General features: G+C 60.4%; 26 protein-coding genes and 1 other RNA gene. 20 read left to right on the top strand and 7 right to left on the bottom strand.

Annotated elements, in window-relative coordinates:
• Window position 1: 1 nt before the first annotated feature.
• From AC3B5Q_RS08060 to AC3B5Q_RS07995, 14 genes are all read left to right on the top strand, one after another.
• Window positions 2–196 carry a cbb3-type cytochrome oxidase subunit 3 gene (locus AC3B5Q_RS08060; RefSeq protein ID WP_021784453.1) on the top strand — a complete coding sequence of 65 codons (195 nt, stop codon included), beginning with the start codon at window positions 2–4 and terminating at the stop codon, window positions 194–196.
• The gene (gene ccoP / locus AC3B5Q_RS08055; protein ID WP_021784452.1) at window positions 193–1134 is read left to right on the top strand and encodes a cytochrome-c oxidase, cbb3-type subunit III; all 942 of its coding nucleotides are present in this window, start codon (window positions 193–195) and stop codon (window positions 1132–1134) included. The genes AC3B5Q_RS08060 and ccoP (AC3B5Q_RS08055) overlap by 4 nt, the downstream gene beginning before the upstream one ends.
• Before the next feature lie 772 nt (window positions 1135–1906).
• The gene (gene ccoN / locus AC3B5Q_RS08050) at window positions 1907–3349 is read left to right on the top strand and encodes a cytochrome-c oxidase, cbb3-type subunit I (protein ID WP_003254284.1); all 1443 of its coding nucleotides are present in this window, start codon (window positions 1907–1909) and stop codon (window positions 3347–3349) included.
• Window positions 3349–3957 carry a cytochrome-c oxidase, cbb3-type subunit II gene (gene ccoO / locus AC3B5Q_RS08045; protein WP_003254286.1) on the top strand — a complete coding sequence of 203 codons (609 nt, stop codon included), beginning with the start codon at window positions 3349–3351 and terminating at the stop codon, window positions 3955–3957. Before ccoN ends, ccoO begins: the two co-directional genes overlap by 1 nt.
• Before the next feature lie 5 nt (window positions 3958–3962).
• Window positions 3963–4154 (top strand): CcoQ/FixQ family Cbb3-type cytochrome c oxidase assembly chaperone, encoded by a 192-nt coding sequence (locus AC3B5Q_RS08040; protein ID WP_003254287.1) that lies wholly within the window; start codon window positions 3963–3965, stop codon window positions 4152–4154.
• A complete protein-coding gene (gene ccoP / locus AC3B5Q_RS08035) occupies window positions 4151–5128 on the top strand; it encodes a cytochrome-c oxidase, cbb3-type subunit III (protein WP_021783044.1) in 978 nt (325 codons plus the stop codon). The genes AC3B5Q_RS08040 and ccoP (AC3B5Q_RS08035) overlap by 4 nt, the downstream gene beginning before the upstream one ends.
• A gap of 301 nt (window positions 5129–5429) precedes the next feature.
• Window positions 5430–6845, top strand: a complete 1416-nt coding sequence (gene ccoG, locus AC3B5Q_RS08030; RefSeq protein WP_028696987.1) for a cytochrome c oxidase accessory protein CcoG — start codon at window positions 5430–5432, stop codon at window positions 6843–6845.
• A gap of 15 nt (window positions 6846–6860) precedes the next feature.
• On the top strand, window positions 6861–7388 hold the full coding sequence (locus AC3B5Q_RS08025) for a FixH family protein (protein WP_021783042.1): 528 nt from the start codon (window positions 6861–6863) through the stop codon (window positions 7386–7388).
• A gap of 146 nt (window positions 7389–7534) precedes the next feature.
• Complete coding sequence (locus tag AC3B5Q_RS08020; protein ID WP_392505043.1) at window positions 7535–10009, top strand: heavy metal translocating P-type ATPase; 2475 nt, start codon at window positions 7535–7537, stop codon at window positions 10007–10009.
• Window positions 9988–10203, top strand: a complete 216-nt coding sequence (gene ccoS, locus AC3B5Q_RS08015; RefSeq protein WP_021783040.1) for a cbb3-type cytochrome oxidase assembly protein CcoS — start codon at window positions 9988–9990, stop codon at window positions 10201–10203. Before AC3B5Q_RS08020 ends, ccoS begins: the two co-directional genes overlap by 22 nt.
• Window positions 10196–10879: a sulfite exporter TauE/SafE family protein gene (locus AC3B5Q_RS08010; RefSeq protein ID WP_021783039.1), complete on the top strand. Its 684-nt coding sequence runs from the start codon at window positions 10196–10198 to the stop codon at window positions 10877–10879. Before ccoS ends, AC3B5Q_RS08010 begins: the two co-directional genes overlap by 8 nt.
• A gap of 105 nt (window positions 10880–10984) precedes the next feature.
• A complete protein-coding gene (hemN, locus tag AC3B5Q_RS08005; RefSeq protein ID WP_021783038.1) occupies window positions 10985–12367 on the top strand; it encodes an oxygen-independent coproporphyrinogen III oxidase in 1383 nt (460 codons plus the stop codon).
• A gap of 185 nt (window positions 12368–12552) precedes the next feature.
• Entirely contained in the window at window positions 12553–13287 is a 735-nt protein-coding gene (fnrA, locus tag AC3B5Q_RS08000) for a Crp/Fnr family transcriptional regulator FnrA (RefSeq protein ID WP_003254301.1), read from the top strand.
• A 54-nt stretch (window positions 13288–13341) separates the two neighbouring features.
• Entirely contained in the window at window positions 13342–13890 is a 549-nt protein-coding gene (locus tag AC3B5Q_RS07995) for an adenine phosphoribosyltransferase (protein WP_009683910.1), read from the top strand.
• A 35-nt stretch (window positions 13891–13925) separates the two neighbouring features.
• Here AC3B5Q_RS07995 and recR read toward each other — a convergent pair whose 3' ends face one another.
• The 3 genes from recR to dnaX form a co-directional block, all read right to left on the bottom strand.
• Window positions 13926–14528 carry a recombination mediator RecR gene (gene recR, locus AC3B5Q_RS07990; RefSeq protein ID WP_003254304.1) on the bottom strand — a complete coding sequence of 201 codons (603 nt, stop codon included), beginning with the start codon at window positions 14526–14528 and terminating at the stop codon, window positions 13926–13928.
• A 361-nt stretch (window positions 14529–14889) separates the two neighbouring features.
• Complete coding sequence (locus AC3B5Q_RS07985) at window positions 14890–15225, bottom strand: YbaB/EbfC family nucleoid-associated protein (RefSeq protein WP_003254305.1); 336 nt, start codon at window positions 15223–15225, stop codon at window positions 14890–14892.
• Between the two features lie 63 nt (window positions 15226–15288).
• Window positions 15289–17364, bottom strand: coding sequence for a DNA polymerase III subunit gamma/tau (gene dnaX, locus AC3B5Q_RS07980; RefSeq protein ID WP_021783035.1), 2076 nt, complete (start codon window positions 17362–17364; stop codon window positions 15289–15291).
• Between the two features lie 121 nt (window positions 17365–17485).
• Here dnaX and AC3B5Q_RS07975 point away from each other — a divergent pair, with 121 nt between their 5' ends.
• Together AC3B5Q_RS07975 and AC3B5Q_RS07970 are read left to right on the top strand one after the other, a co-directional pair.
• Window positions 17486–18292 carry a substrate-binding periplasmic protein gene (locus AC3B5Q_RS07975; protein WP_103462254.1) on the top strand — a complete coding sequence of 269 codons (807 nt, stop codon included), beginning with the start codon at window positions 17486–17488 and terminating at the stop codon, window positions 18290–18292.
• Between the two features lie 419 nt (window positions 18293–18711).
• A complete protein-coding gene (locus AC3B5Q_RS07970) occupies window positions 18712–20040 on the top strand; it encodes an IS110-like element ISPpu9 family transposase (protein ID WP_274119533.1) in 1329 nt (442 codons plus the stop codon).
• A gap of 159 nt (window positions 20041–20199) precedes the next feature.
• On the opposite strand, the gene AC3B5Q_RS07965 is transcribed toward AC3B5Q_RS07970, so the two are convergent.
• The gene (locus tag AC3B5Q_RS07965; RefSeq protein WP_223271203.1) at window positions 20200–20370 is read right to left on the bottom strand and encodes a hypothetical protein; all 171 of its coding nucleotides are present in this window, start codon (window positions 20368–20370) and stop codon (window positions 20200–20202) included.
• Window positions 20371–20832: 462 nt separating this feature from the next.
• Window positions 20833–21321, bottom strand: coding sequence for a DUF2938 domain-containing protein (locus tag AC3B5Q_RS07960; RefSeq protein ID WP_021783032.1), 489 nt, complete (start codon window positions 21319–21321; stop codon window positions 20833–20835).
• An 82-nt stretch (window positions 21322–21403) separates the two neighbouring features.
• On the opposite strand from AC3B5Q_RS07960, the gene AC3B5Q_RS07955 reads away from it, so the two are divergent.
• The 3 genes from AC3B5Q_RS07955 to AC3B5Q_RS07945 all read left to right on the top strand — a co-directional run bounded on the left by AC3B5Q_RS07955 (window position 21404) and on the right by AC3B5Q_RS07945 (window position 23039).
• Window positions 21404–21814, top strand: coding sequence for a helix-turn-helix domain-containing protein (locus AC3B5Q_RS07955; RefSeq protein WP_021783031.1), 411 nt, complete (start codon window positions 21404–21406; stop codon window positions 21812–21814).
• A 96-nt stretch (window positions 21815–21910) separates the two neighbouring features.
• Window positions 21911–22336: a hypothetical protein gene (locus AC3B5Q_RS07950; protein ID WP_021783030.1), complete on the top strand. Its 426-nt coding sequence runs from the start codon at window positions 21911–21913 to the stop codon at window positions 22334–22336.
• 142 nt (window positions 22337–22478) lie between these two features.
• Window positions 22479–23039, top strand: a complete 561-nt coding sequence (locus AC3B5Q_RS07945; RefSeq protein ID WP_028696980.1) for a hypothetical protein — start codon at window positions 22479–22481, stop codon at window positions 23037–23039.
• A 432-nt stretch (window positions 23040–23471) separates the two neighbouring features.
• Here the strand turns inward: AC3B5Q_RS07945 and AC3B5Q_RS07940 are convergent, their stop codons facing one another.
• Together AC3B5Q_RS07940 and ffs are read right to left on the bottom strand one after the other, a co-directional pair.
• Window positions 23472–24557, bottom strand: a complete 1086-nt coding sequence (locus AC3B5Q_RS07940) for a type I restriction endonuclease (protein ID WP_021783028.1) — start codon at window positions 24555–24557, stop codon at window positions 23472–23474.
• Between the two features lie 272 nt (window positions 24558–24829).
• Window positions 24830–24926: signal recognition particle sRNA small type (gene ffs / locus AC3B5Q_RS07935), an RNA gene on the bottom strand.
• Between the two features lie 327 nt (window positions 24927–25253).
• Here ffs and AC3B5Q_RS07930 point away from each other — a divergent pair.
• Window positions 25254–26608, top strand: a protein-coding gene (locus AC3B5Q_RS07930; RefSeq protein ID WP_488392707.1) for an IS3 family transposase whose coding sequence is annotated in 2 segments (ribosomal slippage) — window positions 25254–25727 and window positions 25730–26608 — 1353 coding nt in all. Because the reading frame shifts where the segments join, the coding sequence is not laid out codon by codon here.
• Window positions 26609–26631: the final 23 nt, after the last annotated feature.

The raw sequence follows: 26631 nt of genomic DNA, 5'->3' as shown, positions 1-26631 counted from the left end.
GATGGAAATGGACATCGGCATGATCCGCGGGTTGGGCACCCTGGTGGTGATGATTGCCTTCATCGGCCTCACCCTGTGGGTCTTCAACCGCCGCCGCGACCGTGATTTCGCCGAAGCGCGCCTGCTGCCCTTCGTCGACGACCGCCTGCCCCCTGCCGGGCAGGAGCCTGCTGCAAAAAGGAGTAACGGGCAATGACCACGTTCTGGAGTACGTACATCAGCGTACTGACCATCGGTAGCCTGATTGGCCTGACCTGGCTGCTGCTCGCCACGCGCAAGGGCCAGAGCAACAACACCACTGACGAGACCATGGGCCATAGCTTCGACGGCATCGAGGAGTACGACAACCCGCTGCCCAAGTGGTGGTTCTGGCTGTTCGTTGGCACCTTGGTGTTCTCGGTCGGCTATTTGATCCTCTACCCGGGCCTGGGCAACTGGAAAGGCATCCTGCCGGGCTATGAAAATGGCTGGACCGGCGCCAACGAATGGCAGAAGGAAATGGACAAGGCCGATGCCAGGTTCGGTCCGATCTTCGCCAAATACGCCGCCATGCCCGTGGAAGAAGTGGCAAAGGATCCGCAGGCGCTGAAAATGGGCAGTCGCCTGTTTGCCTCAAACTGCTCGGTGTGCCACGGTTCCGATGCCAAGGGCGCCTTTGGTTTCCCCAACCTCACCGACAGTGACTGGCGCTGGGGTGGCGATCCGGAAACCATCAAGACCACCATCATGGGCGGGCGCCATGGCGTGATGCCGGCCTGGGCCGAAGTGATCGGTGACCAGGGCGTGGCCGATGTGGCTGCATTCGTGGTCAGCAAACTCGATGGCCGCACATTGCCTGAGGGCGCGAAGGCCGACGTCGAGAACGGGCAGAAGATCTTTGCTGCCAACTGCGTGGCCTGCCACGGCCCGGAAGGCAAAGGTACACCCGCCATGGGCGCACCGAACCTGACCCACCCGCAGGCGTTCATCTACGGTTCGAGCTTTGCCCAGCTGCAGCAGACCATTCGTTATGGTCGTCAGGGGCAAATGCCGGCGCAGGCCGAGATCCAGGGCAATGACAAGGTGCACTTGCTGGCGGCTTATGTGTATAGCCTGTCGCGGGAGGGTTCGGCCGAGACTGTGACTGCACAGTGAGTTCGCCGAAAGGGATTTGGCGCCTGTTAGAGAAAGGGATTTGGCGCCTGTGAGATCGAGCGCCGCCCGCGCGGCGCATCGCGAGCTGCGCTCGCTCCTACGTTTGTTTCGGGCCAGTCCCTCCTGTGCCAGGCGCGCGCGACCGCCTGGCCCGTACCACGCGAAATCGCGACATGCGCCAAGGCGTTCGCGCGCAAATCCCACAGGAATGATTGGCCCGAAACAAACGTAGGAGCGAGCGCAGCTCGCGATGCGCCGCGCGGGCGGCGCTCGATCTCTGCCCCACCACAACACTCAACCCTTTCCCCCCCGCCCCACCACAACACTCAACCCTTACACCCCCGCCCCACCACAACACTCAACCCTTTCACTCCCCGCCCCACCACAACACTCAACCCTTTCACTCCCCGCCCCACCACAACACTCAACCCTTACATCCCCCCTCAGCCCCCTTCCCTTGCACCCCCACCGAACACAACTAAGCTTGTTGCCTCAATGGGCATCGCTGCGAAAGGAGCGATGCAGACGCGGTGCATGGCCTGTCGCCGCCCCAAAAAAAGCTTGACCGATCGATCAGAAAAAGGTGAAAAACGGTACACATTACAAATATTTATTTGTGTACAATCGCCAAGACCCGATCCCTGCGGGACATCAGTGAACGGGCCTGGACACGGGTCGGCGTACCAAAGTTGCGTTGCGGTAACCTTGCTGGTTATCAATACTGGCGCCGATTTTTCGACCAACAAGAACATCAAAACCGTGGAACCTTAGAATGAGCACAGCAATCAGTCCGACTGCTTATAACTATAAGGTCGTCCGCCAGTTCGCCATCATGACGGTGGTCTGGGGGATCCTTGGCATGGGCCTCGGCGTCTTCATCGCCTCGCAGCTGGTGTGGCCGCAGCTGAACCTGGACCTTCCCTGGACCAGCTTCGGCCGCCTGCGCCCGCTGCACACCAACCTGGTGATCTTCGCCTTCGGGGGCTGTGCGCTGTTCGGCACCAGCTACTACGTGGTGCAGCGCACCTGCCAGACCCGGCTGATCTCCGACAGCATGGCCGCCTTCACCTTCTGGGGTTGGCAAGCCGTCATCGTCGGCGCGCTGATCACCCTGCCGATGGGCTACACCACCACCAAGGAATACGCCGAGCTCGAGTGGCCGCTGGCGATCCTGCTGGCTATCGTCTGGGTTACCTACGGCCTGGTGTTCTTCGGCACCATCGTCAAGCGCAAGACCAAGCACATCTATGTCGGCAACTGGTTCTATGGTGCGTTCATCGTGGTGACCGCGATGCTGCACATCGTCAACCACATCTCGCTGCCGGTGAGCCTGTTCAAGTCGTACTCGGCCTACTCCGGCGCCACCGACGCGATGATCCAGTGGTGGTATGGCCACAACGCCGTGGGCTTCTTCCTCACCACCGGTTTCCTGGGGATGATGTACTACTTCGTGCCCAAGCAGGCCGAGCGGCCAATCTACTCGTATCGCTTGTCGATCGTGCACTTCTGGGCGCTGATCACCCTGTACATCTGGGCTGGCCCGCACCACCTGCACTACACCGCCCTGCCTGACTGGGCGCAGTCGCTGGGCATGGTGATGTCTATCATCCTGCTGGCGCCAAGCTGGGGCGGCATGATCAACGGCATGATGACCCTGTCGGGCGCCTGGCACAAACTGCGCACCGACCCGATCCTGCGCTTCCTGGTGGTGTCGCTGGCGTTCTACGGTATGTCCACCTTCGAAGGCCCGATGATGGCCATCAAGACCGTGAACTCACTGTCGCACTACACCGACTGGACCATTGGCCACGTCCACGCCGGCGCCCTCGGCTGGGTGGCAATGATCTCGATCGGCGCCGTGTACCACATGATCCCGAAACTCTACGGCCGCGAGCAGATGCACAGCATTGGCCTGATCAACGCGCACTTCTGGCTGGCCACCATCGGCACCGTGCTGTACATCGCCTCGATGTGGGTCAACGGCATTACCCAAGGCCTGATGTGGCGCGCCATCAACGATGACGGCACCCTCACCTACTCCTTCGTCGAAGCCCTGCAGGCCAGCCACCCTGGCTACATCGTCCGCGCCCTGGGCGGTGCGTTCTTCGCCAGCGGCATGCTGCTGATGGCCTACAACGTATTCCGTACCGTACGTGCCGCCAACCCGGCACAGGCTGAAGAGGCCGCCAAGATCGTCGTTGTGGGAGCGCACTGATGAAGCATGAAGCCGTCGAGAAGAACATAGGCCTGCTGGCCTTCTTCATGGTCATCGCCGTGAGCGTCGGTGGCCTGACCCAGATCGTCCCGCTGTTTTTCCAGGACGTCACCAACAAGCCGGTCGAGGGCATGAAGCCGCGCACCGCGCTGGAGCTGGAAGGCCGCGATATTTACATCCGCGAAGGCTGCGTGGGCTGCCACTCGCAGATGATCCGCCCGTTCCGTGCCGAAACCGAGCGTTACGGCCACTACTCGGTAGCCGGTGAGAGCGTGTGGGACCATCCGTTCCTGTGGGGTTCCAAGCGCACCGGGCCGGACCTGGCCCGCGTCGGTGGCCGCTACTCCGATGACTGGCACCGTGCGCACCTGTACAACCCGCGCAACGTGGTACCGGAATCGAAGATGCCGTCCTACCCGTGGCTGGTCGAGAACAAGCTCGACGGCAAAGACACCGCGAAGAAGATGGAAGTGCTGCGCACACTCGGCACCCCGTACACCGACGCCGACATTGCCGGCGCTCGTGACGCGGTCAAGGGCAAGACCGAAATGGACGCCATCGTCGCGTACCTGCAGGGTCTTGGCACCATCATCAAAAGCAAACGGTGACACTGATGGATATCGGGATGATTCGCGGCCTGGGCACCGTCGTGGTGATGGTGGCCTTCGTGGGCCTGGCGCTGTGGGTGTTCAACCCACGGCGTAAAAAGGACTTCGACGAAGCGACCCAACTGCCCTTCGCGGATGACCCCGAGGCCACCCGGCACGTCGAGCAAGCAAAAGCTTCTGGGAGCAAACAACAATGACAACCTTCTGGAGTCTGTACGTTACCGTCCTGACCCTGGGCACCATCTTCTCGTTGACCTGGCTGCTGCTGTCGACCCGCAAGGGCCAGCGCGAAGAGGTTACCGACGAAACCGTCGGGCATGCCTTCGATGGCATCGAGGAGTACGACAACCCGCTGCCGAAATGGTGGTTCTGGCTGTTCGTCGGCACCATCATCTTCGCCCTCGGCTACCTGGTGCTGTACCCGGGCCTGGGCAACTGGAAAGGCATCCTGCCGGGCTATTCGTACCTGGATAACGACAAGCAGACCGAGTTTTCCAACGGCCAGCCGGGCTGGACCGGCGTGCACGAGTGGGAAAAGGAAATGGCCAAGGCCGACGCCCGCTTCGGGCCGATCTTCGCCAAGTTCGCGGCCATGCCCATCGTGGATGTGGCCAAGGACCCGCAGGCATTGAAAATGGGCGCGCGGCTGTTCGCCTCCAACTGCTCGGTGTGCCACGGTTCCGACGCCAAGGGCGCCTTCGGCTTCCCCAACCTCACCGACAATGACTGGCGCTGGGGCGGCGAGCCGGAAACCATCAAGACCACCATCATGGGCGGGCGCCATGGCGTGATGCCGGCCTGGGCCGAAGTAATCGGTGACCAGGGCGTGGCCGATGTGGCTGCATTCGTGGTCAGCAAACTCGATGGCCGCACATTGCCTGAGGGCGCGAAAGCCGATGTCGAGAACGGGCAGAAGATCTTTGCTGCCAACTGCGTGGCCTGCCACGGGCCGGAAGGCAAAGGTACACCCGCCATGGGCGCACCGAACCTGACCCACCCGCAGGCGTTCATCTACGGTTCGAGCTTTGCCCAGCTGCAGCAGACCATTCGTTATGGCCGCCAGGGGCAGATGCCGGCCCAGGAACAGCTGCAGGGCAACGACAAGGTGCACTTGCTGGCGGCTTATGTTTACAGCCTGTCGCACCAGGCTGAACCGGCCAAGGCTGAGTAAGGCAGGCCTGGCCTCTTCGCGGGTAAACCCGCTCCTACAGCGATCGCGGTCTATGTAGGAGCGGGCTTGCCCGCGAAGAGGCCCTTACAACCACCGCATTTCTGGCAGGCTGATGACCTGGATCAATTGACACCCGCCATAACACGTTTCATACCACGAACCCAACGCGACTAAAGGTCGCAGTGCGATCCCATACCGCCCTCAGCGGCGTATCATGGACCGCAGAGCGCTAGCAGATTGCGCGAGACTGCGGCCCGCACGCACAGGCCGCGGCGTTTCTCCACTGCCGTGGGACTTGATGATGAGCAAGCAAATTCCGGTACATGATGTCACCCCGCCTGCCAGCAAAGGGAAGGATTCCGTCGACCTCTACGCTTCCCGGGAAAAGATCTACACCCGCGCCTTCACCGGCCTGTTCCGTCGCCTGCGCATGGTCGGGGGTGCCGCACTGTTCCTGCTGTACTTCGGCACCGTGTGGCTGAACTGGGGTGGTCACCAAGCTGTGTGGTGGAACCTGCCCGAACGCAAGTTCTACATCTTCGGCGCTACCATCTGGCCGCAAGACTTCATCCTGCTCTCGGGCATTCTCATCGTCGCCGCCTTCGGCCTGTTCTTCATCACGGTGTTCGCCGGCCGGGTGTGGTGCGGCTATACCTGTCCGCAAAGCGTGTGGACCTGGATTTTCATGTGGTGCGAAAAGGTCACCGAGGGTGATCGCAACCAGCGCATGAAGCTCGACAAAGCCCCCATGAGCGGCAACAAGTTCCTGCGCAAATTCGCCAAGCACAGCCTGTGGCTGCTGATCGGCTTTGTCACCGGCATGACCTTCGTCGGCTACTTCTCGCCGATCCGTGAACTGGTGATTGAATTCTTCACCGGCCAGGCCGATGGCTGGGCGTACTTCTGGGTCGGCTTTTTCACCCTCGCCACTTACGGCAACGCCGGCTGGCTGCGCGAACAGGTGTGCGTGTACATGTGCCCCTATGCACGCTTCCAGAGCGTGATGTTCGACAAAGACACGCTGATCGTGTCCTACGACCCACGCCGTGGCGAAACCCGCGGGCCACGAAAAAAGGACGCTGACTACAAGGCCCAAGGCCTGGGCGACTGCATCGACTGCACCATGTGCGTGCAGGTCTGCCCTACCGGCATCGATATCCGTGACGGCCTGCAGATCGAGTGCATTGGCTGCGCCGCCTGTATCGATGCCTGCGACAGCATCATGGACAAGATGAACTACCCCAAAGGCCTGATCAGCTACACCACCGAACACAACCTGTCCGGACAGAAGACCCACATGCTGCGCCCGCGCCTGATCGGCTATGCCGTGGTACTGCTGGTGATGATGATCGGGCTGGCGACGGCCTTCGCCACCCGTTCGCTGGTCGGCTTCGACGTCAGCAAAGACCGTGTGCTGTACCGCGAAAACGCCCAGGGCCGGATCGAGAACGTGTACAGCCTGAAGGTGATGAACAAGGACCAGCGCGATCACGTCTACGTGCTGGACGCGGCCGGCCTGCCGGACCTCAAGCTCGAAGGCCAACGCGAAATCCGCGTGGCAGCCGGTGATATCGTCAGCCTTCCCGTGCAGCTGTCGGTTGCCCCCGAGAAACTGCCATCGACCACCAACGAAATCACCTTCATCCTCAAGAGCGCCGACGACAGTGACGCCCAGGTTGAAGCCAAGAGCCGTTTCATCGGCCCACAGATCCGCTAAGAGAGATAACGCACAATGCCTGCCGCCACCGCCGCCAGCCCCTGGTACAAGCACCTCTGGCCCTGGATCATCATCGGCATCCTCACCACCTCGGTGTGCCTGAGCCTGACCATGGTCAGCATCGCTGTGCATAACCCGGACAACCTGGTGAACGACAACTACTACGAGGCCGGCAAAGGCATCAACCGCTCACTGGACCGTGAATTGCTGGCGCAGAAGCTAGGCTTGAAGGCCAGTGTGCACCTCGATGAGCTGACTGGCGAAGTGGACCTGCGTCTGACCGGTAACAGCGACCCGCAAAGCCTGGATCTGAACCTGATTTCGCCAACCCAGCCAGAGAAAGACCGCAAGGTGCTGCTAAGCCGGGTAGAAGCAGGGCGCTATGTGGGGCAGCTGGAAGACAAGGTCGACGGGCGCCGCTTTGTCGAACTGCTGGGTAGCGAAGGGGGCCAGGTGTGGCGCTTGTTCGAAGAGGAAAAAGTGGCGCATGGTGTGACCTTGCAGCTGGGTGATGAAGCACTGCAAGGCGCCGAACACCAATAGTCGTACCACTTCTCCCTGTGTAGGAGCGGGCTTGCCCGCGAATGCGATAGCTCAGGCAACGTTGTTTTCAGGCCTGACGCATTCGCGGGCAAGCCCGTTCCTACAGGTTTCGATTCAGGCCGGCCGATCTGTAAGGCAATGACGCAATGACCCAACCCACCCCCTGCTACCACTGCGCCCTGCCCGTCCCCGCCGGCAGCCGCTTCACCGCCGTGGTCCTCGGCCAGCCCCGGCAGTTCTGCTGCCCGGGTTGCCAGGCGGTGGCCGAGTCGATCGTCGCTGGAGGCCTGGAGCACTACTACCAGCACCGCAGTGACACTAGCGCCAACCCCGAAGCCCTGCCCAGGCAGTTGCAGGACGAGCTGGCCCTTTACGACCGCAGTGACGTGCAACAAACCTTCGTCCGCCACCAGGGCGAGCTGGCCGAAACCACCCTGCTGGTCGAAGGCATCAGTTGCGCTGCCTGCGGGTGGCTGATCGAAAAGCACTTGCGCAACCTGCCCGGTGTCGCCGAAGCGCGCCTGAACCTGTCCAATCACCGCCTGTTGCTGAACTGGGATGACCAGCAGCTACCGCTGTCGCGCCTGCTCGCCGAGCTGCGACAGATCGGCTACGCCGCCCACCCCTATCAGCCCGACAAGGCCACCGAGCAGCTGGCCCGGGAAAACCGTAGCGCCTTGCGCCGCCTGGGCGTGGCCGGGCTGCTGTGGTTCCAGGCAATGATGGCAACCATGGCCACCTGGCCGGAGTTCAACATCGACCTGTCGCCCGAACTGCACACCATTCTGCGCTGGGTTGCGCTGTTCCTCACCATCCCCATCGTCTTCTACAGCTGCGCGCCATTCTTCAAAGGCGCGGCACGCGACCTGCGCACCCGCCACCTGACCATGGACGTTTCAGTGTCGCTGGCCATTGGCCTTGCCTTTAGCGCTGGCATCTGGACGGCCATCACCGGCAGCGGCGAGCTGTATTTCGACACCGTGGGCATGTTCGCCCTGTTTCTCCTCACCGGCCGCTACCTGGAACGCCGAGCCCGAGAACGCACGGCTGCGGCCACTGCGCAGCTGGTCAACCTGCTGCCGGCCTCGTGCCTGCGCCTGGACGCCTTCGGCCGCAGCGAGCGCATCCTCCTTGGCGAACTGCACTGCGGTGACACCGTGCAAGTGCTGCCAGGCGCAGTAATCCCGGCCGACGGGCGTATCGTAGAAGGCCGCTCCAGCGTCGACGAATCACTGCTGACCGGCGAATACCTGCCACAGCCCCGCCAAGTAGGCGAACGGGTCACCGGCGGCACGTTGAACGTCGAAAGCACCCTTAACGTGGAAGTCGAAGCCCTCGGTCACGATTCACGGTTATCGGCCATCGTCCGCCTGCTGGAGCGCGCCCAGACCGAAAAACCGCGCCTGGCGGAAATTGCCGACCGCGCCTCGCAGTGGTTCCTGCTGTTTTCGCTGCTGGCCGCCGTTGCCATCGGCCTGTGGTGGTGGCACCTGGACCCGACGCGGGCGTTTTGGATCGTGCTGGCGATGCTGGTGGCAACCTGCCCCTGTGCGCTGTCGCTGGCCACGCCAACTGCGCTTACGGCCGCCACCGGCACCTTGCACAAGCTCGGCCTGCTGGTGACCCGCGGCCATGTGCTGGAAGGCCTGAACCAGATCGACACGGTAATCTTCGACAAGACCGGCACACTGACCGAGGGCCGCCTGGCCTTGCGCAGCATTCGCCCGCTCGGCAGCCAGGCAGCCGACCGCTGCCTGGCCCTTGCCGCCGCGCTGGAAAACCGCTCCGAGCACCCCATCGCCCGCGCCTTCGGTCGTACCGCCACGCCTGCCGATGATGTGCAGACCATACCTGGCCTGGGCCTGGAAGGGCTGGTGGACGGGCAGCGCCTGCGCATTGGCCAGGCCACCTTCGTCTGCGCCTTGAGCGGCGCGCAGACCCCCGCCGTGCCGGAGCCGCGCGGCCAATGGCTGCTATTGGGCGACCGCCAGGGGCCATTGGCCTGGTTTGGCCTGGACGACCGTCTGCGCGACGATGCCCCGGCCCTGCTCGCTGCCTGCAAGGCACGTGGCTGGCGCACGCTGCTGCTGTCGGGCGACAGCTCGCCAATGGTTGCCGAAGTGGCCGCACAACTGGGCATCGACCAGGCCATTGGCGGCCTGCGGCCAGACGACAAGCTTGACCGGCTGAAAGCCCTGCAGGCACAGGGGCGCAAAGTGCTGATGCTCGGCGACGGTGTCAACGATGTGCCGGTGCTGGCCGCAGCCGACATCAGCATCGCGATGGGTAGCGCTACCGACCTTGCCAAGACCAGCGCCGATGCCGTACTGCTGTCCAACCGCCTGCAGGCGCTGGTACAGGCCTTCGACCTGGCCCGTCGAACGCGGCGCAACATCCTCGAGAACCTGCTGTGGGCGACCCTGTATAATGGCCTGATGTTGCCGTTTGCCGCGCTCGGCTGGATCACGCCGGTGTGGGCCGCCATCGGCATGTCGGTCAGCTCGCTGATCGTGGTGCTCAATGCCCTGCGCCTGACCCGTATGCCAGTGGCCTCGGGCCCGCTGCCCCACGAAGCCCCTTTACCCGGGAGGAAGTCGCCATGCCCGCCCTCTATGTCATGATCCCGGCAGCCCTGCTGCTGGTCGGCGTGGCCGTGTACATCTTCTTCTGGGCGGTCGACAGCGGTCAGTACGATGACCTTGAAGGCCCCGCCCACAGCATCCTGTTCGACGATCAGGACCCGCGCCACCAGGCGGCAGTGAAGCCTGACGACGCCCCGGCCGACACCGACAAGGAACCACCGCCCCGTGCCTGACCTGCTTCCGCTGCTGGGCTCGGCACTGGTCCTTGGCCTGCTAGGGGGCGGTCACTGCCTGGGCATGTGCGGTGGCCTGATGGGCGCACTGACCTTGGCCATCCCCCCCGAACAACGCGGCAAGCGCCTGCGCCTGTTGCTGGCGTATAACCTGGGGCGCATTTTCAGCTATGCCTGCGCCGGCCTGTTGCTGGGCCTGGCAGGCTGGGCCGTGGCCAGCAGCCCGGCAGCGCTGGCGCTGCGGGTGGCTGCGGCGCTGCTGCTGATTGCCATGGGCCTGTACCTGGCCGGCTGGTGGAGCGGGCTGACCCGTATCGAGGCACTTGGCCGCGGGTTGTGGCGGCATATCCAGCCGCTGGCGTCGCGCTTGCTGCCGGTGTCCAGCCTGCCCCGGGCGTTGCTGCTGGGCGCCTTGTGGGGCTGGCTGCCGTGCGGTTTGGTTTACAGCACCCTGCTGTGGGCGGCCAGCCAGGGCAACGCCGGGTACAGCGCGGTGTTGATGCTCGCGTTCGGGGTGGGCACCTGGCCGGTGTTGCTGGCAACCGGGCTGGCTGCCGAACGGGTAAACGCCCTGTTGCGGCGACGCAGCGTGCGCGTGGCGGGCGGTGTGCTGGTGATGCTATTCGGTGTCTGGACCCTGCCGGGCCCACACCAGCACTGGCTGATGGGGCATTGACGGGGGCTGCAAGGCAGCCCCAATGCCCTTGATACAAATCAACACAGTTTCCTACAGACGGCCATAGACTCCGGTGCACTGCTGCTCTTTCCGGGGACTACCCTCATGCTCGACGAACTACGTTGGGATACCGACCTGATCCGCCGCTACGATCTCGCCGGGCCACGCTACACCTCTTACCCAACCGCCGTGCAACTGCACAGCGAGGTGGGTTCGTTCGACCTGCTCAACGCCCTGCGCGAGAGCCGACGGGCCGTGCGCCCGCTGTCGCTGTACGTGCATGTGCCGTTCTGCGCCAACATCTGCTACTACTGCGCCTGCAACAAGGTCATCACCAAGGACCGCGCGCGCGCCGCGCCCTACCTGCAGCGCCTGGAGCAGGAAATCCAGTTGATCGCCTGCCACCTGGACCCTAAACAACGTGTTGAACAGCTGCATTTTGGCGGAGGCACACCAACCTTCCTCAGCCATGTGGAACTGCGCCAACTGATGGCCACCCTGCGCCAGCACTTCCACCTGCTGGACGACGATTCCGGCGACTACGGCATCGAGATCGACCCTCGCGAAGCCGACTGGTCGACCATGGGCCTGCTTCGCGAACTGGGCTTCAACCGCGTCAGCCTGGGTGTGCAGGACCTTGACCCGGCCGTACAGCGGGCGATCAACCGCCTGCAGAGCCTGGAGCAGACCCGCACCCTGATCGAGGCTGCCCGCACGCTACAGTTTCGCTCGGTCAACCTCGACCTGATCTACGGCCTGCCCAAGCAAACCCCGGAAGGCTTCGCCCGCACCGTCGAAGAGGTGATCCGCCTGCAGCCCGACCGCCTGTCGGTGTTCAACTATGCCCACCTTCCAGAGCGCTTCATGCCGCAACGGCGCATCGACAGCAACGACCTGCCCAGCGCCGCCGCCAAGTTGGAGATGCTGCACGCCACCATCGACCAACTGACCGCCGCCGGTTACCGCTACATCGGCATGGACCACTTCGCCCTGCCCGACGACGAACTGGCCATTGCCCAGGAAGAAGGCACCTTGCAGCGCAACTTCCAGGGCTACACCACCCACGGGCACTGCGACCTGATTGGCCTGGGCGTGTCGGCGATCAGCCAGATCGGCGACCTGTACTGCCAGAACAGCAGTGACCTCAGCACCTACCAGGACAACCTGTCCAACGCCCAGCTGGCCACCCAGCGCGGCTTGCTGTGCAACCACGACGACCGTATACGCCGGGCGGTGATCCAGCAGCTGATCTGCCATTTCGAGCTGGATTTCGAGCCCATCGAACAGGCCTTCACCCTTGACTTTCGCGGTTACTTCAACGACCTCTGGCCCGAGCTGCTGACCTTGCAGCGCGACGGCCTGATCAGCCTGGACGACAAGGGTATTCGCATCCTGCCGGCCGGCCGGCTGCTGGCGCGCTCGGTATGCATGGTGTTCGACGCGTATCTGGCAATGCACAACCGCCAGCGTTTCTCGCGGGTGATCTGAAAAACAAGGCGTTCACCGCATGGACAAGCTTCCTTGTCAGGCACACTATGAGCACACAAGGACTCCCGGCAGGCCACCTGCCGGGGTTTCGCCAGCGCGCACCATCACCGCGCACACTGGCCTACACCCTGTGTCGTGAGTTACCCTTACGACTTATGTGTGCTTTCCCACAAGGATCGATTCAAATGTCCGAGCCAGTCAAACTGCGCCCACACAACCAGGCCCATTGCAAGGATTGCAGCCTGGCCCCCCTGTGCCTGCCTCTTTCGCTGAACCTGGAAGACATGGACGCACTGGATGAAATCGTCAAACGCGGGCGACCGCTCAAGAAAGGCGAGTTTCTGTTCCGCCAGGGTGACAGTTTTGGCTCGGTCTACGCAGTACGTTCCGGGGCCCTGAAAACCTTCAGCCTCAGCGACAGCGGCGAAGAGCAGATCACGGGCTTCCACCTGCCCAGCGAACTGGTCGGCCTGTCGGGCATGGATACCGAGGCCTACCCGGTATCGGCCCAGGCCCAGGAAACCACTTCGGTGTGTGAAATCCCCTTCGAGCGGCTTGACGAGCTTTCGGTGCAACTGCCGCAGCTGCGTCGCCAGCTGATGCGGGTAATGAGCCGCGAAATCCGCGACGACCAGCAAATGATGTTGCTGCTGTCGAAAAAGACCGCCGACGAGCGCATTGCCACCTTCCTGGTCAACCTGTCGGCGCGCTTCCGCGCCCGCGGCTATTCGGCCAATCAGTTCCGCCTGAGCATGTCGCGCAACGAAATCGGCAACTACCTTGGCCTGGCCGTAGAAACCGTGTCGCGGGTGTTCACCCGCTTCCAGCAGAACGGCCTGCTGCGCGCCGAGGGCAAGGAAGTGCACATTCTCGACCCGATCCAGCTGTGCGCGCTGGCCGGTGGTGCAATCGAGGCCTGAGGCCACGTTTAGCGGGTATACTTGGGCATTCGTTTTCCCAGGATACCCGCAACAATGCACAGCGACGCCTTCGACCTCAAAGCCCTGATCCGCCCGGTAGTGGACTTCCCAAAACCGGGTGTGATCTTCCGCGACATTACCCCGTTATTCCAGTCGCCACGCGGGCTGCGCTATGTGGCCGACCAGTTCATCGAGCGCTATGTCGAGGCTGAATTCAGCCACATCGGCGCCATGGACGCGCGGGGCTTCCTGATCGGCTCGATCATCGCCCACCAGCTGAACAAGCCGCTGATCCTGTTCCGCAAGCAGGGCAAGCTGCCGGCCGACGTGCTGAGCGAGGGTTACCAGACCGAGTACGGCGAGGCCTTCCTGGAAGTGCATGCCGACAGCCTGTGCGAAGGCGATTCGGTGTTGATCTTCGATGATTTGATAGCAACTGGCGGGACCCTGCTGGCGGCGGCCAACCTGGTGCGTCGTACCGGGGCGCAGGTGTTCGAGGCGGCGGCGATCATCGACCTGCCGGAACTGGACGGCTCGCGTCGGTTGCAGGCGGCCGGGGTGCCTACCTTCTGCCTGACCGAGTTTTCCCTCAGCGAGTACTGAGTGGGCTTTTGGGGCTGCTTTGCAGCCCCAATGAATCAGAGCGAAATGGGCCGGCGTCCTGCAAAGGCATGGGCCAGGGTACCGCCGTCCACCATCTCCAGCTCGCCGCCCAGGGGCACACCATGGGCAATCCGCGACGCTACCAGCCCTTTCTCGCTCAGTAACTGGGCAATGTAATGCGCCGTCGCTTCGCCTTCCACCGTCGGGTTGGTCGCCAGGATCACCTCGGTAAAGGTGCCCTGCTCTTCGATCCGCGCCATCAGCTGCGGAATACCGATCGCCTCAGGCCCCAGGCCATCCAGCGGCGACAGGTGCCCCTTGAGCACGAAGTAACGGCCACGGTAGCCCGTCTGCTCCACCGCATACACATCGGTCGGCCCCTCGACAACGCACAGCTGGGTGTCGTCACGGCGCGGGTCGGCACACTGTGGGCACAGCTCCTGCTCGGTCAGGGTGCGGCACTGACGGCAGTGGCCCACCCCTTCCATGGCCTGGGTCAAGGCCTGAGCCAGGCGCAGCCCACCGCTGCGGTCGCGCTCGAGCAGTTGCAGGGCCATGCGCTGGGCGGTTTTCTGACCGACACCTGGCAAGATGCGCAGGCCGTCGATCAGTTGGCGGATGAGGGGGCTGAAGCTCATGGGAAAGGCCTGACAATTCAATAAGAGGCGGTTTATACCCAGCGAGGGCGGTGGCGTCAAATCAGGTCACCCCAAGTCTACGCGGCCTGCAGTTATATGAGCGCAATTGCCTTGCACAAAACTGGAAAGCCAGTGTGATCACTGTGGGAGCGGGCATGCCCGCGAAGCAGGCTGCACAGTGGATGGCACGGGCTTCGCCCGTGTTCGCGGGCATGCCCGCCCCCATAGTGATCGTGCAAAAATTTCAAAGTTCGAGCACAACAGTTGCACCCGACATAAAAAAGCAGACCGCGCCTGGGTTGAAATCTACGTAAAAAAAACGCCGCTGATATCAGCGGCGGTTTTGCGTATCGCAATGCCCTTAGAATGGCATCTTGAAGCCTGGCGGCAGTTGCATGCCAGCGGTCATGCCGCCCATCTTTTCCTGGCTGCTTTGCTCAACCTTGCGCACTGCGTCGTTCAGCGCAGCGGCAATGAGGTCTTCCAGTACTTCTTTGTCATCTTCATCAGTCGACATCAGGCTCTGGTCGATGCTGACGCGCTTGACGTCGTGACGACCGGTCATCACCACGCTCACCAGCCCGCCACCGGACTGACCGGTGACTTCGGCGTTGGCCAGTTCTTCCTGCATCTTCTGCATTTTTTCCTGCATCTGCTGGGCCTGCTTCATCAGGCCGGCCATGCCACCTTTCATCATGGGGTATACCTCGATTGGGTCATGTGATGCGGCCCGGCACCGGGCCGGCCGCATGGTTATCCGTTACTGGCCCTGGCTGACCAGGGCTTCTACAGGCTCAATAGTATCCTGCCGCACCTTGGCGCCGAACAACTTGATCATCTGCTGGATCAACGGATCCTGCTCGATCGAAGCAACTGCATCCTGCTGGCGCTCGGCACGCTTGCGCGCTGCGGCCTGAGCCGGGGTTTCCTGCTCGGGCAGGATCAGCTCGATGCGCAGGTTCAGCGTGCGCCCCAGGTGCTGGTTGAGCGCTTCGTTCAGGCGCCGCTGCTGGGTTGCGTTGAACAGCGCCCCCTGGCCCGGGTCCAGATGCAGCAGCCAGTCGTCGCCATCGGCGGCAATCAGCGTACAGTTTGCCGCGATGTTGCCTGTCATCCCGGACACAGGCAACTGTGGGAATAATTCCAGCCATTGCAAGGCCAGGCCGGTGGCCGGTTTGGCTGCCGGCAACGGTTCGGCAGCCGGTTTGGACACGTCTTCCTGAACATGTTCGGCCAACTCGTCCAGGTAGCTGAAACCTGCCGGATCGCTTTCGCCGCCGTAATAGTCTTCGTCCAACGGTGGCTCATCGTCCCGGTCCATCCCCACGGCAGCGTAGGCAGACGGGTCGAAAGGCGGCTCGTCGTGTGCCGGGGCGGCCTGTGGGGGCGCCACCGGGGCAACAGGCTCGGGCGCAGGTGCCGGTTCAGGCGCGGGTTCGGCCGCTAACGGCGCGGGTGCAACGGCAGGCTCTTCCCACGGCAGGTCGACCACTTCGGCAACAGGCTCAGGTACGGAGATGGCCTCGGCTTCGGCCTTCAGCTCAACATCTGCCTCGGCCTCCGGTTCATGATCAGCCGTCGCGGGTGCAGGCACCTCCAGCTGCGGGGCTTGCGCTACAGGCTCCGCCGGCACAGCCGCAACAGGCGATGAAAGCGCGACCGGCGCCGCGGCTGCCACCTGCCCTGCAGGATCAGCTGTGGCCTGGCTGATCCCCGTTGGCTTTAGCACCGGCTTCGGTGCGTCGTCCGTGTCTGCCGGGCGGAACGCCAGCATACGCAGCAGCACCATCTCGAAGCCACCGCGCGGGTCCGGTGCAAGGGGCAGGTCACGACGGCCAATCAGGCCCATCTGATAATAGAACTGCACATCCTCGGCCGGCAGCGCCGATGCCAGCGCCAATACCCGCTCGCGATCACCCTGGCCGTTGTCTACCGCTTCGGGCAGCGCTTGGGCAATGGCTACACGGTGCAGCACATTGAGCATTTCGGCCAGAACACCCGACCAGTCCGGCCCTTGCTCGGCCAGGTTACGCACGGCCTCCAGCAAAGCCCTGGCATCGCCTTCGAGCAGTGCCTGCAAGACGCCATACACCTGGCCATGGTCGAGGCTACCCAACATGGCACGCACATCGGCGGCCAGTACCTTGCCTTCACCAAAGGCGATGGCCTGGTCGGTCAGGCTCATGGCATCACGCATGGAGCCATCGGCCGCACGGCCCAGCAGCCACAGGGCATCTTCCTCGAACGGCACGTTCTCGGCGGCCAGTACGTGACTGAGGTGCTCCACCACCCGCTCCGGGCTCATGTTCTTCAACGAGAACTGCAGGCAGCGCGACAGGATGGTGGCCGGCAGCTTCTGCGGGTCGGTGGTGGCGAGGATGAACTTGACGTAGGGCGGCGGCTCTTCCAGCGTCTTGAGCAAGGCGTTGAACGAGTGGGTCGAGAGCATGTGCACTTCGTCGATCAGGTAGACCTTGAAGCGCCCACGGCTGGGGGCGTACTGCACGTTATCGAGCAGTTCGCGAGTGTCCTCTACCTTGGTACGGCTGGCGGCGTCGATCTCGATCAGGTCGACGAAACGGCCTTCGTCGATCTCACGGCACACCGAACAGGTGCCACAGGGCGTGGAGGTGATGCCGGTTTCACAGTTCAGGCACTTTGCGATAATACGGGCGATGGTCGTCTTGCCCACGCCGCGGGTACCGGTGAACAGGTAGGCATGGTGCAGGCGCTGGTTGTCCAAGGCATTGATCAAGGCCTTGAGCACATGGGTCTGGCCGACCATTTCGCGGAACGAGCGCGGACGCCATTTTCGTGCAAGAACCTGATAACTCATCGAAAAACCATCGTAGCCTGATCGAGCGGAAGATCGCTAATGCTAGCGGAGCGGGGGCAAAATTGCACCCTGCGCAACTCGTCTAAGCTTGGAATGGCGCATTGTCCAGGGAGGATTGCCTTTGCGAAGACTGCTGGCCCTTTTACTGCTGTGGTCTACAAACAGCCTGGCTGACCAGCCGGTGCTGCGCTTTTCCGTCGTCGAGAGCTGGAGCATGCCGCTGGTACGCATCGAAGGCGATCAGCCAGTGGAGGGATTGCTTTACGACCTGATGCAAGCCGTTGCCAGGCAAGTGGGCGCTAGCCCCAAGTACCACGTCATGGCACGCCTGCGCCTGGAGGAGGCCATGAGCAGCGGCGATATTGATGTGCGCTGCCACGTCAGTACCCAATGGCTCAACGACCGCCCAAGGGATTTTGTGTGGAGTATCCCGCTGTTTCATCAGCGCGACGTACTGGTTGGCCGCGCTGGCGACAGCACCCCGTTACCCCCGGAGCAACTGCCACCTCAGGCGATCGGCACGGTGCTTGGCTACACCTATCCAACCCTGCAACCGCTGCTGGACCAAGGCCAGCTGCGCCGTGAGGACAGCCGCAGCCAGTTGCTGGTGCTGCAAAAGCTGCAGGCAGGCCGGTATCGCCATGCGGTAAGCAACCAGTTGTCGTTGCAGTGGTTCAACCAAGGGTTGCCAGCGGAGCAGCAATTGCAGGCGCTGGCAGTGCTGGACGAACAGGATTTGGGGTGCATGGTGCGCAACGATCCGGCGATACCGACTCAAGGGCTATTGCGGGCGCTGGCAAGAATGAAGCAGTCGGGGGAGATCGAGCGGATTTTGCAGCGACATGGAGGGACGGGCGAGCCGGAGAGTATGTCTGTGGCCCAGCCCGAAATACCCAGCAAAATGCCGGCACACAGCCAGCGCAACTAACGGCCCTGCTCATTTCGCGAACGCTTGCGCAAACACTGTGGGAGCAACTGTCTTGCTCAATTTCTAAAAGCTGGCGCGATCCCTGTGGGAGATCACCCAGCCCTTCCGGGCTGCGCTGTCGCGCAGCAAACATGAGGTGTACGGCTTTAGATCCGCAGCGACGCTGACATTTTGAAAAAGAAAAGGCGGTTGGCCCGGTAGGGCCAGCCGCCTTTTGCTTTGTTAGGGTTCGTGTGCGCGGGACAGAGATCGTAGCCAGCACTGGTGTGTGTCCGCACACCCGCGTGGGAGAGTGATCCGCACGGTATCGGCGTGAAGTCCCTGTAGGCATCAGCTGATTCAGCTGTGACCACGTATGAGAGAGTGAACCCTTTCGCCACCGTGTGCCCCGCGCGCCCTTTATCCTGCGAGGATTCATCATGGCGCGCAAGCCTTCCAAGCAACGCTTTACCGTCGTCCATCCCGATTGCGCAGCGATCGATGTCGGTGGTCGAGAGCATTTCGTGGCGGTCGATCCCCGGCACGAAAATCCCGTCCAGTCGTTCACGTCCTTTACTGACGACCTGCTCAAGATGGCTAACTGGCTTGAAAGCCTGGGGATCAAGGTCGTTGCCATGGAATCCACGGGGGTTTATTGGATTCCAATTTACGAGATTCTCAGCGAGCGCGGTTTTGAGGTTTATCTCGTCAATGCCAGAGCAACTCGGCAAATCACGGGCCGTAAATCAGATGTGCTGGATTGCCAGTGGATTTGGCAGCTGATGACTCATGGACTGCTCAGAGGCGCATTCCGCCCCGATGATCTGACCTGCTGCGTCCGGTCATTGGTCAGGCAGCGTGCTTCCAAAGTGAAAGACCAGGCGCAGACGCTGAACCGGATGCAAAAGGCCATGAGCCAAATGAACATCCAGCTGGCCAATGTCATCAGTGATATTTCCGGCGTAACTGGCATGAAGATTTTGCGAGCCATCTGCGCAGGTGAACGGGACCCAGTGCAACTGGCTGAACTGACCGACCGCCGCATCAAGGCAGGCAAGGAGGCTGTCGCTCGGAGTCTTCATGGCAATTGGCGGCGCGAGCATTTGCATGCGCTAACTCAGGAATTGGCTGCCTATGACTTCCTGGAGCAGCAAATTGCTGATTGTGACGACGCCATAAAAGCCGCGTTAGAGCAGTTGCCGGTGCTGCAAAACAAGCCAGAGCCATCCAATAAGCCTTTACGGAGCCCGCACCGAAACGGTGCCCAACAGACTGAACTGCATCAGACATTGTGGAAAGTTCTTGGCGTGGACCTAACCGCAATTCCAACCATTGGGGTGGACACTGCATTAGTGCTGACAGGGGAGATCGGTACAGATCTATCACGCTTCCCGTCCTCACAGCACTTCTGCTCTTGGTTGGGACTGGCTCCCCCTACTCGAATCTCCGGCGGTCATCGACTGGCAAGTGGTGGGCCAAAAATAGTCAATCGAGCAGCTCAAGCACTCAAGCAGGCTGCATCCAATGCCCGTAACGACAAGGGTTTCATTGGTGCATCGCACCGAGCCAGACTGACTCGAATGGATACCAGCTGCGCCATCAAGGCCACTGCGCATCAGTTGGCACGTCTGGTGTACAACCTTTTAACCAAGAAGCAGGCTTATGTTGAAAAAGGTCTTGAGGAGTTCGAAACCAGAAGCCAGGACCGGCAGGTCCGGGCTTTGCTCCGCAAAGCCCGGAAACTGGGGTATCAGCTGGTGGCCGCTTGAGTGCTTAGAAAACAGTGGGTTGTATTTTGTTTGATGAGAGCGGGCTTGCCCGCGAACACCGGCATAGCCGGTGCCATCCACCGCGTTATATTCTTCGCGGGCATGCCCGCTCCCACAGCGTTGAGCGGCACACTCACAATCTCTATCACAAACTCAATGTCACCGGCCTTTACGTTCAAACGCCAAGCTGACAGCATCCGCCTGCCCCCAGGCAATCTGCATGGCCCGCAACCCATGCTCCAATAACTGCCTGGCTTCTTCGTCCTGAATGCGCTCAAGCGCCCGCCGGCTATCACTGTAGGCGAACATCAGGTAGTGGGAAACATTCATCAACGCGAACCCCATCGGGTCGATGCCTTTGCTGATCGCGCGGGAAAGGGATTTGCCTTGGGGAAGATCGAAGACGTGGGGGCATCGGGGACCCGTTTTTTCATGAGTTCACCATACCGGGCTGAGAGCACCCTTTCGCCTCCACACTTAGGGTGACAGTTGTACGCGGGGTGGAAGACCAGGGGTATGGCAAACCTGGCAGGCCCGAAGGCCTCCCACGCACAACCGTCATATCGACAGCCACCAAACCACCCAGGCTTCCACACCCGATCGCTGAACTGACAGCGACCGCGAAAGCCTAGTGGGCGAGGTTGACCGGAACAATCAGACGGGAGTCGAAGGAACACGTAGGATAATTCGCTATGCCTGCCTGACGCGTAGGAGCTTTCCTAGACTGCTATCAGACCTATTTTAAAAGCAGACACTCTGATCATGTGCTTACTGTAATCGGGATCCCTGTCTTCACAGCAAAGCCCGTAAATACGCACTCAAGAACAACCCCACACCAAACACAAAATGCGTGACCAGGCTCTTCAGGCAGTTCCGCGCAGGTGTCGGCGTTCTGGACGCAAAGAACCCTGCCCCCATGGCCGGCTGCATGAAGCACAGCGGCGCCACGACTGTACCCATACCCACAACTACCGCAGGTAAAACAGTAGGCGATCGCAACCAGCCCTCCCCCACGATCACAAGCAGCAGCATCGCGAAAAGCACGCCGGTGGCGTAGTGAATCACCCATCCCCACGCCAACTCATTTCGCACCGGTTCCGCTTTGGCAATCGCTTGGTGCGAAGCACGCCCACCTAGCAGGTGCCCCGCCCAACGCCCGACCATGGCAAAGTTCAGCGTTGCCACACCCAACCGCCTCAGCAGCAGCCCCCACAGGTCCATCACTACTGTGGCGCCGATGCCAATCGGCAACGCAGCTAAAAACATAGCAGTAAACGTCATAAACAAGCCCTCGAAAGTTGACGGTCCTTACCCATGCCGCGCAGCATAGAAGTTGAAGTCAACTTCAAGTCAAGGGCCCGAAATGGACATTGCCGACGTCGCCAAACGCACAGGCGTACCTGCATCGACACTCCGCTACTACGAGAAGAAAGGCTTGCTCAAGTCCCTGGCCGGGCGCGGCCAGCGACGACAGTTTGCAGCCGATGTGGCGGACAGGCTGGCGCTGATCGCCCTGGGGCAGGCTGCGGGGTTTTCGTTGGATGAAGTGGGGGCGATGTTGGTGGACCTGCAGGTCGACCGGCAGATGCTGAATGCCAAGGCAGACGAACTTGACGCGCGGATCAGGCGCTTGCAGGCCATGAGCAAGGGGTTGCGCCATGCAGCTCAATGCCCTGAGAAAGATCATCTGGCATGCCCGAAATTTCAGCGGCTGATGAAGCTGTCGGCGGCAGGGCTTGGGAAGAAAAAAGCCTGCATCACCCTAGCGATATGATGGCCAAATGATTCTAATACGCCACTATTCAGTGTAAAGTTGCGCACCTCGACGCCCTGCCGCGCGAGAACAGCACTTACACTTAGGAACCGTTGTATGTCCACAATTAGAAATCTGACCGCTGCCGCCCTGATAACGCTGACCACTGGTTGCGCTACTGGCCTTAATTCGGCCCAAGAGTTGGAGCTTGCCAGCTACCGCGCCCAAAACCTCGCGGTTGAAGAAAAGAGCCCTGGACTTGCTGCCGGCCTCGGCTTGCTTCCGGGTGGAGGTTCGTTCTATGGCCGCGCATACGGTTTTGGCGTAGTGAACCTGCTGTTCTGGCCTCTTTCCATTCTCTGGGACCCAGTGAGCGGGCATGACGCTGCAGAGCTCATCAACTACCAAGCCACCAAAGCGCACGTTGCAACGCTTAAAAAGCATGACATGGACGAGCTAGATGCCAAGCTGGAGTCTGACGCGATCGACCTCAAGCGATACACGCTCGACAAACGCAGGATCGATGACAAGTACAACCTGTAAGGGCTACCGATCAGTGCAACGCTCGGCATAAGGAATACACGTTCCGATGATGCCACTCAGCGCGGACGTTGAAACTACTGAGGCCATACACGACGCATGGCTTCTGTCTCATGTGACTGACATACCATCAAGGATTATTCGAGTGAACTACTTCCGTCTGTTTCTAGCCTCGGCATTTATTGCGCTTTGCACAGGGTGCGCTTCACCTGCCCAGATCTCCGGAATGTCCGTAATATCAGATCAAACCGATGCGCAACTCTATGATCAACGCCTGCACCGCAACATCCAGGTAACCGAGGTTAATGGCGGAGACAGCACCAATCCTCTCTGGACTTCGGAAATTGACGGCCCCGACTTTGGCGCAGCCCTCAAGCAATCACTTGCGAGTGCCGGCTTGCTAGGCGAAGGCCCCACCGCCTATACCCTGCGCGCCAACCTGCTACGCGTCGACCAGCCCATTTTTGGCGTGGATTTCGAAGTCACCTGCGAGGCTGAATATACACTGACCGAATCAAGTTCAAACGCCGTCATCTTCCGAGAAATCATTCGGACGCCATATACCGCCGGGATGGGTGACTCACTTATCGGAATCAAGCGTCTTCGCCTGGCCAATGAGGGTTCGGCTCGCACTAATATCAGCACACTGATGAAGCGTCTCAAAGCGTTCAACCCTGAGGCCAAGCAAGTCTCTTTGAAGCAATAAGGCGGACGTTCGTTTGGCTGAGCGATAGCGTGCCTCCTGAGTGCATGCCTTATGGGGCATGGGTTTCAAGCTGATGAGGAGGCTGGCCATTCAACCGTGCGGATATCCAGCAAGGATGCTCAGACTCGGGGTGTAACCAGAATTGTTCCACTTTACTGGTCCACTCCGGTGACATTTCATGGCTTACATCGTCCGCCGCCAATCCGTTTACTACCTAAATCTTAGACTCCCGAAGCATCTGCTCCCCAACCGGCATCCCCTTCGCATACCCCTCCTATTACGAGACATCGAGCTGCTCTGTTTCTCGCAACATCGTTGGTGGAGCGAGCGAGCAGGAAATTAGGCGAATACCATCTAACAGTACCGCCTCAGAAATTATGGCGAGAGCACCGCTCGAAAACTAATAGATCGGTGCCCGCCGGCAACCGAAACTTACTCGTACAGCGAAATAGCACCCTTCAACTGCTCCGCAAATCCGTAGATATCATCCACAGATGCAATTGGATGGCGGGTTTCGTTCTTTTCAGCATCGAAGATTCCTATGTACTTCTGAGTGCGATTGAAGTGCAACCGGCAAATCGGTTTACGATTATTATCGTCCAGCAAAATTCCGAAGTAACTTTGCGTATCACGGTGAACGATCCGTTTTGCATCCACAACCGCCCGCACAATTGCCTTGACGATGTGGAAGCCCTCAAGCTCTTCAAGAGTAGTCTGAATACGGTCGTCGTCGCCGGTTTCCTCAGCAGACTCAGGCTCCGTTGCCGCTTGAACAGCCATCATCGCATAAGACGGCTCGACCGCACCGCTCATAGCTGACTTCAGCCTGTCATTAATCTGATCTCCTAGGAACTGGATTGCCGCCTTCCTAGTCAAGGCGGTGAATTGCTCTCTCACCTTCTGGGTAATGATCCCGTCGTAGACCCGAGTAGCGAAGAACTTCACAAACTCGTCACTAGGCTGACTGAACTGCGAAGCCATTTCTTTCTTGATTTGGCCAACGTACTTCAGTTCTCCAGCAGCACTGATGATCGAGTCAACATCGAAAGCAGACTTGGTTAGCTTCTGAAGCTCTGGAAGGGCGTGCTCGTCCAAATCGAGAAGGTCCAGCTCCAAGAATGGCTTCTCATCCATCTTATTAGGGGCATCAAGGTCGGTGAAGAATCGGTAGACCTGGCCATTGGTAAGGATAGAGATACGTGCGGTGGTGACGTGGAAATACCGGAAGAGCTGGCTCGCGTGATTGATATGCAGCGGCTCACCAATCTTCTTGCACTCGATCAGGATCTGAATCTCGCCGTTCTTCATGATGGCGTAGTCGATCTTCTCGCCCTTCTTCGTCCCCACGTCGCAGACGTACTCTGGCGTAACCTCAGAGGGATCGAAGACATCATAGCCTAGGACGGAGTTGATGAAGGGCATGACAAAGGCAATCTTGGTCGCCTCTTCTGTCTGGATAGCAGGACCCTGCTGGCGGATTTTGGCTGATAACGCGTTCAGTCGCTCTACGAATTCCATGTCTCGCTCCTCGCTCAGATGCCTAATCCTAGTAGCACAGCCGCCGTACTGGCAATTGCAAATCACTGCAAGAGCCAAGGGGAATACGCCACATGAGCGAATGACAAGATAGCGCCGAGATTAGCTTAACCAGAGAGGGTATTGGAGAGGCAAGATGACGACGCCAGAATGCTAAGCACAGCCCACCACTTAGGTGTACTACGGCACTGGTCCACTTCGAGGTTTCGAGCTAGAAAAGACCTTTAGATTAAGGACTTGCGTAATGGAGGCGGCCCCACCAGCCACACCCCGGCACTCGATGTTCCCGCTATGGCTGCTCCCTTCCGGGCCTGACCAGGTTAACGGGTAATCAATGCGGGGGGACCGATGGGGCCACCACTACATGCCTCGCTGAGCAGCGAGTGGCGCCATTGTACCGGTCTTGCGAGCAGATACAACCTCCGGGGCGAGAAAAAGTCATCATTTCTCAATGACTTGTCAGAGTCGAGACGGCCTGGACGGGCCTCTCGCGGGTAAACCCTCCCCACAGGCACCGCTTGAATGTCGCAAGCAGTCCACCCTGTGGGAGCGGGCTTGCCCGCGAAGCAGGCGCCGCGATGGATGGCACCAGCTACGCCGGTGTTCGCGGGCACGCCCGCTCCCACAGGGTGGACTGCCCCCAAGAAGTTGGACACCAATCCAACCCTTGGGGGATCTATGGGTAAGTACACCGAGCAATTCAAGCTCACAGCGATCACAGCCTACCTGGATGGCAGCAACGGTTTCCGAAAGGTGGCTCAACACTTAGGTATCGATTTCAGCCTGCTTCGACGCTGGGTGGCCAGTTATCAGGCCAATAATGGCATTGGTCCAGGCTCGCATGGGCGGCGCTATACCAGTGATTTCAAACAGCAGGTGCTTAGCTATATGCACGAGCATCGGCTTTCGCTGCGCCAGACCGCTGCCCACTTTGGTCTTGGGCAGTCCTCTCAGATAGGCATTTGGCAGCGGCAGTACTACAGTGGCAGTCCTGCACCCTCTACTGCCATCAAGCCAAGAAAGCCAATCGACGTGCCGAAGAAGATCAAGCCTGCCAAACCCACCGATACCAATGATGATCAGAAGTCTCGAGATCAGCTGATGGCTGAACTTGAGTACCTGCGCATGGAGAATGCTGTCCTAAAGGAGCTCAAGGCTCTGCGCGAGGAAAAGGAACGAACACGCGGGAAAAAGCCCTGATCGTTTCCAAACTCAAGCGCAGGTTTCCTTTGCCTGACCTCCTTCAGTTGGTCGAGCTGGCGCGCAGCACCTTCTACTACCAGCTAAAAGCTCAGCAGAAGCCAGATCGGCATGCTGAGCTCAAGGCATTGGTGCATCGCGTCTACCACGAGCAGAAAGGGCTTTATGGTTATCGCCGTATCGCACTCGTAATCAGGAAGGAAAAGCGGGTGAACAAGAAGGTCATTGAACGGCTGATGGCTGAGCAGGGATTGAAATCAGTAGTGCGCCCCAAGAAATACCGCTCCTATCGAGGTACCGTCGGTAAAGTGGCAGCGAATGTGCTGGAGCGAAATTTTGTTGCTCAACGCCCAAACCAGAAGTGGGTGACCGACGTAACCGAGTTCAAAGTAGCTCAACAGAAGCTTTACCTGTCGCCCGTGATGGATTTGTACAACGGCGAAATCGTGGCCTACGAAATGGCCAGCCGCCCATGCTATAGCCTGGTTGGGAACATGCTTGGCAAAGCGCTCGATTGCCTGGGAGAGAAACCGAAGCTCGTGCTGCATTCGGATCAGGGATGGCATTACCAGCAGGCGCAATACCGCCGTAAGCTAAGCGAATGCGGGGTAAAGCAGAGCATGTCTCGAAAAGGCAATTGCCTGGACAATGCGGCCATGGAAAGCTTCTTCGGCACGCTCAAATCTGAGTTTTTCTACCTGAAGCGTTTCGAGAGCATTGATGAGCTGAGAGCGGGTCTGGATGAGTACATTCACTACTACAACCATGATCGCATCAAGCTGAGGCTCAATGGCCTGAGCCCTGTGGAGTACAGGGCTCAGGCTGCAGCTTAAAACTGTCCAACTTTTGGGGGGCA

The sequence above is a fragment of the Pseudomonas sp. D5(2026) genome, assembly GCF_057766845.1.
Note: the sequence above shows the minus strand (reverse complement) of the source record. Positions and strands in the feature narration are given on the sequence as shown.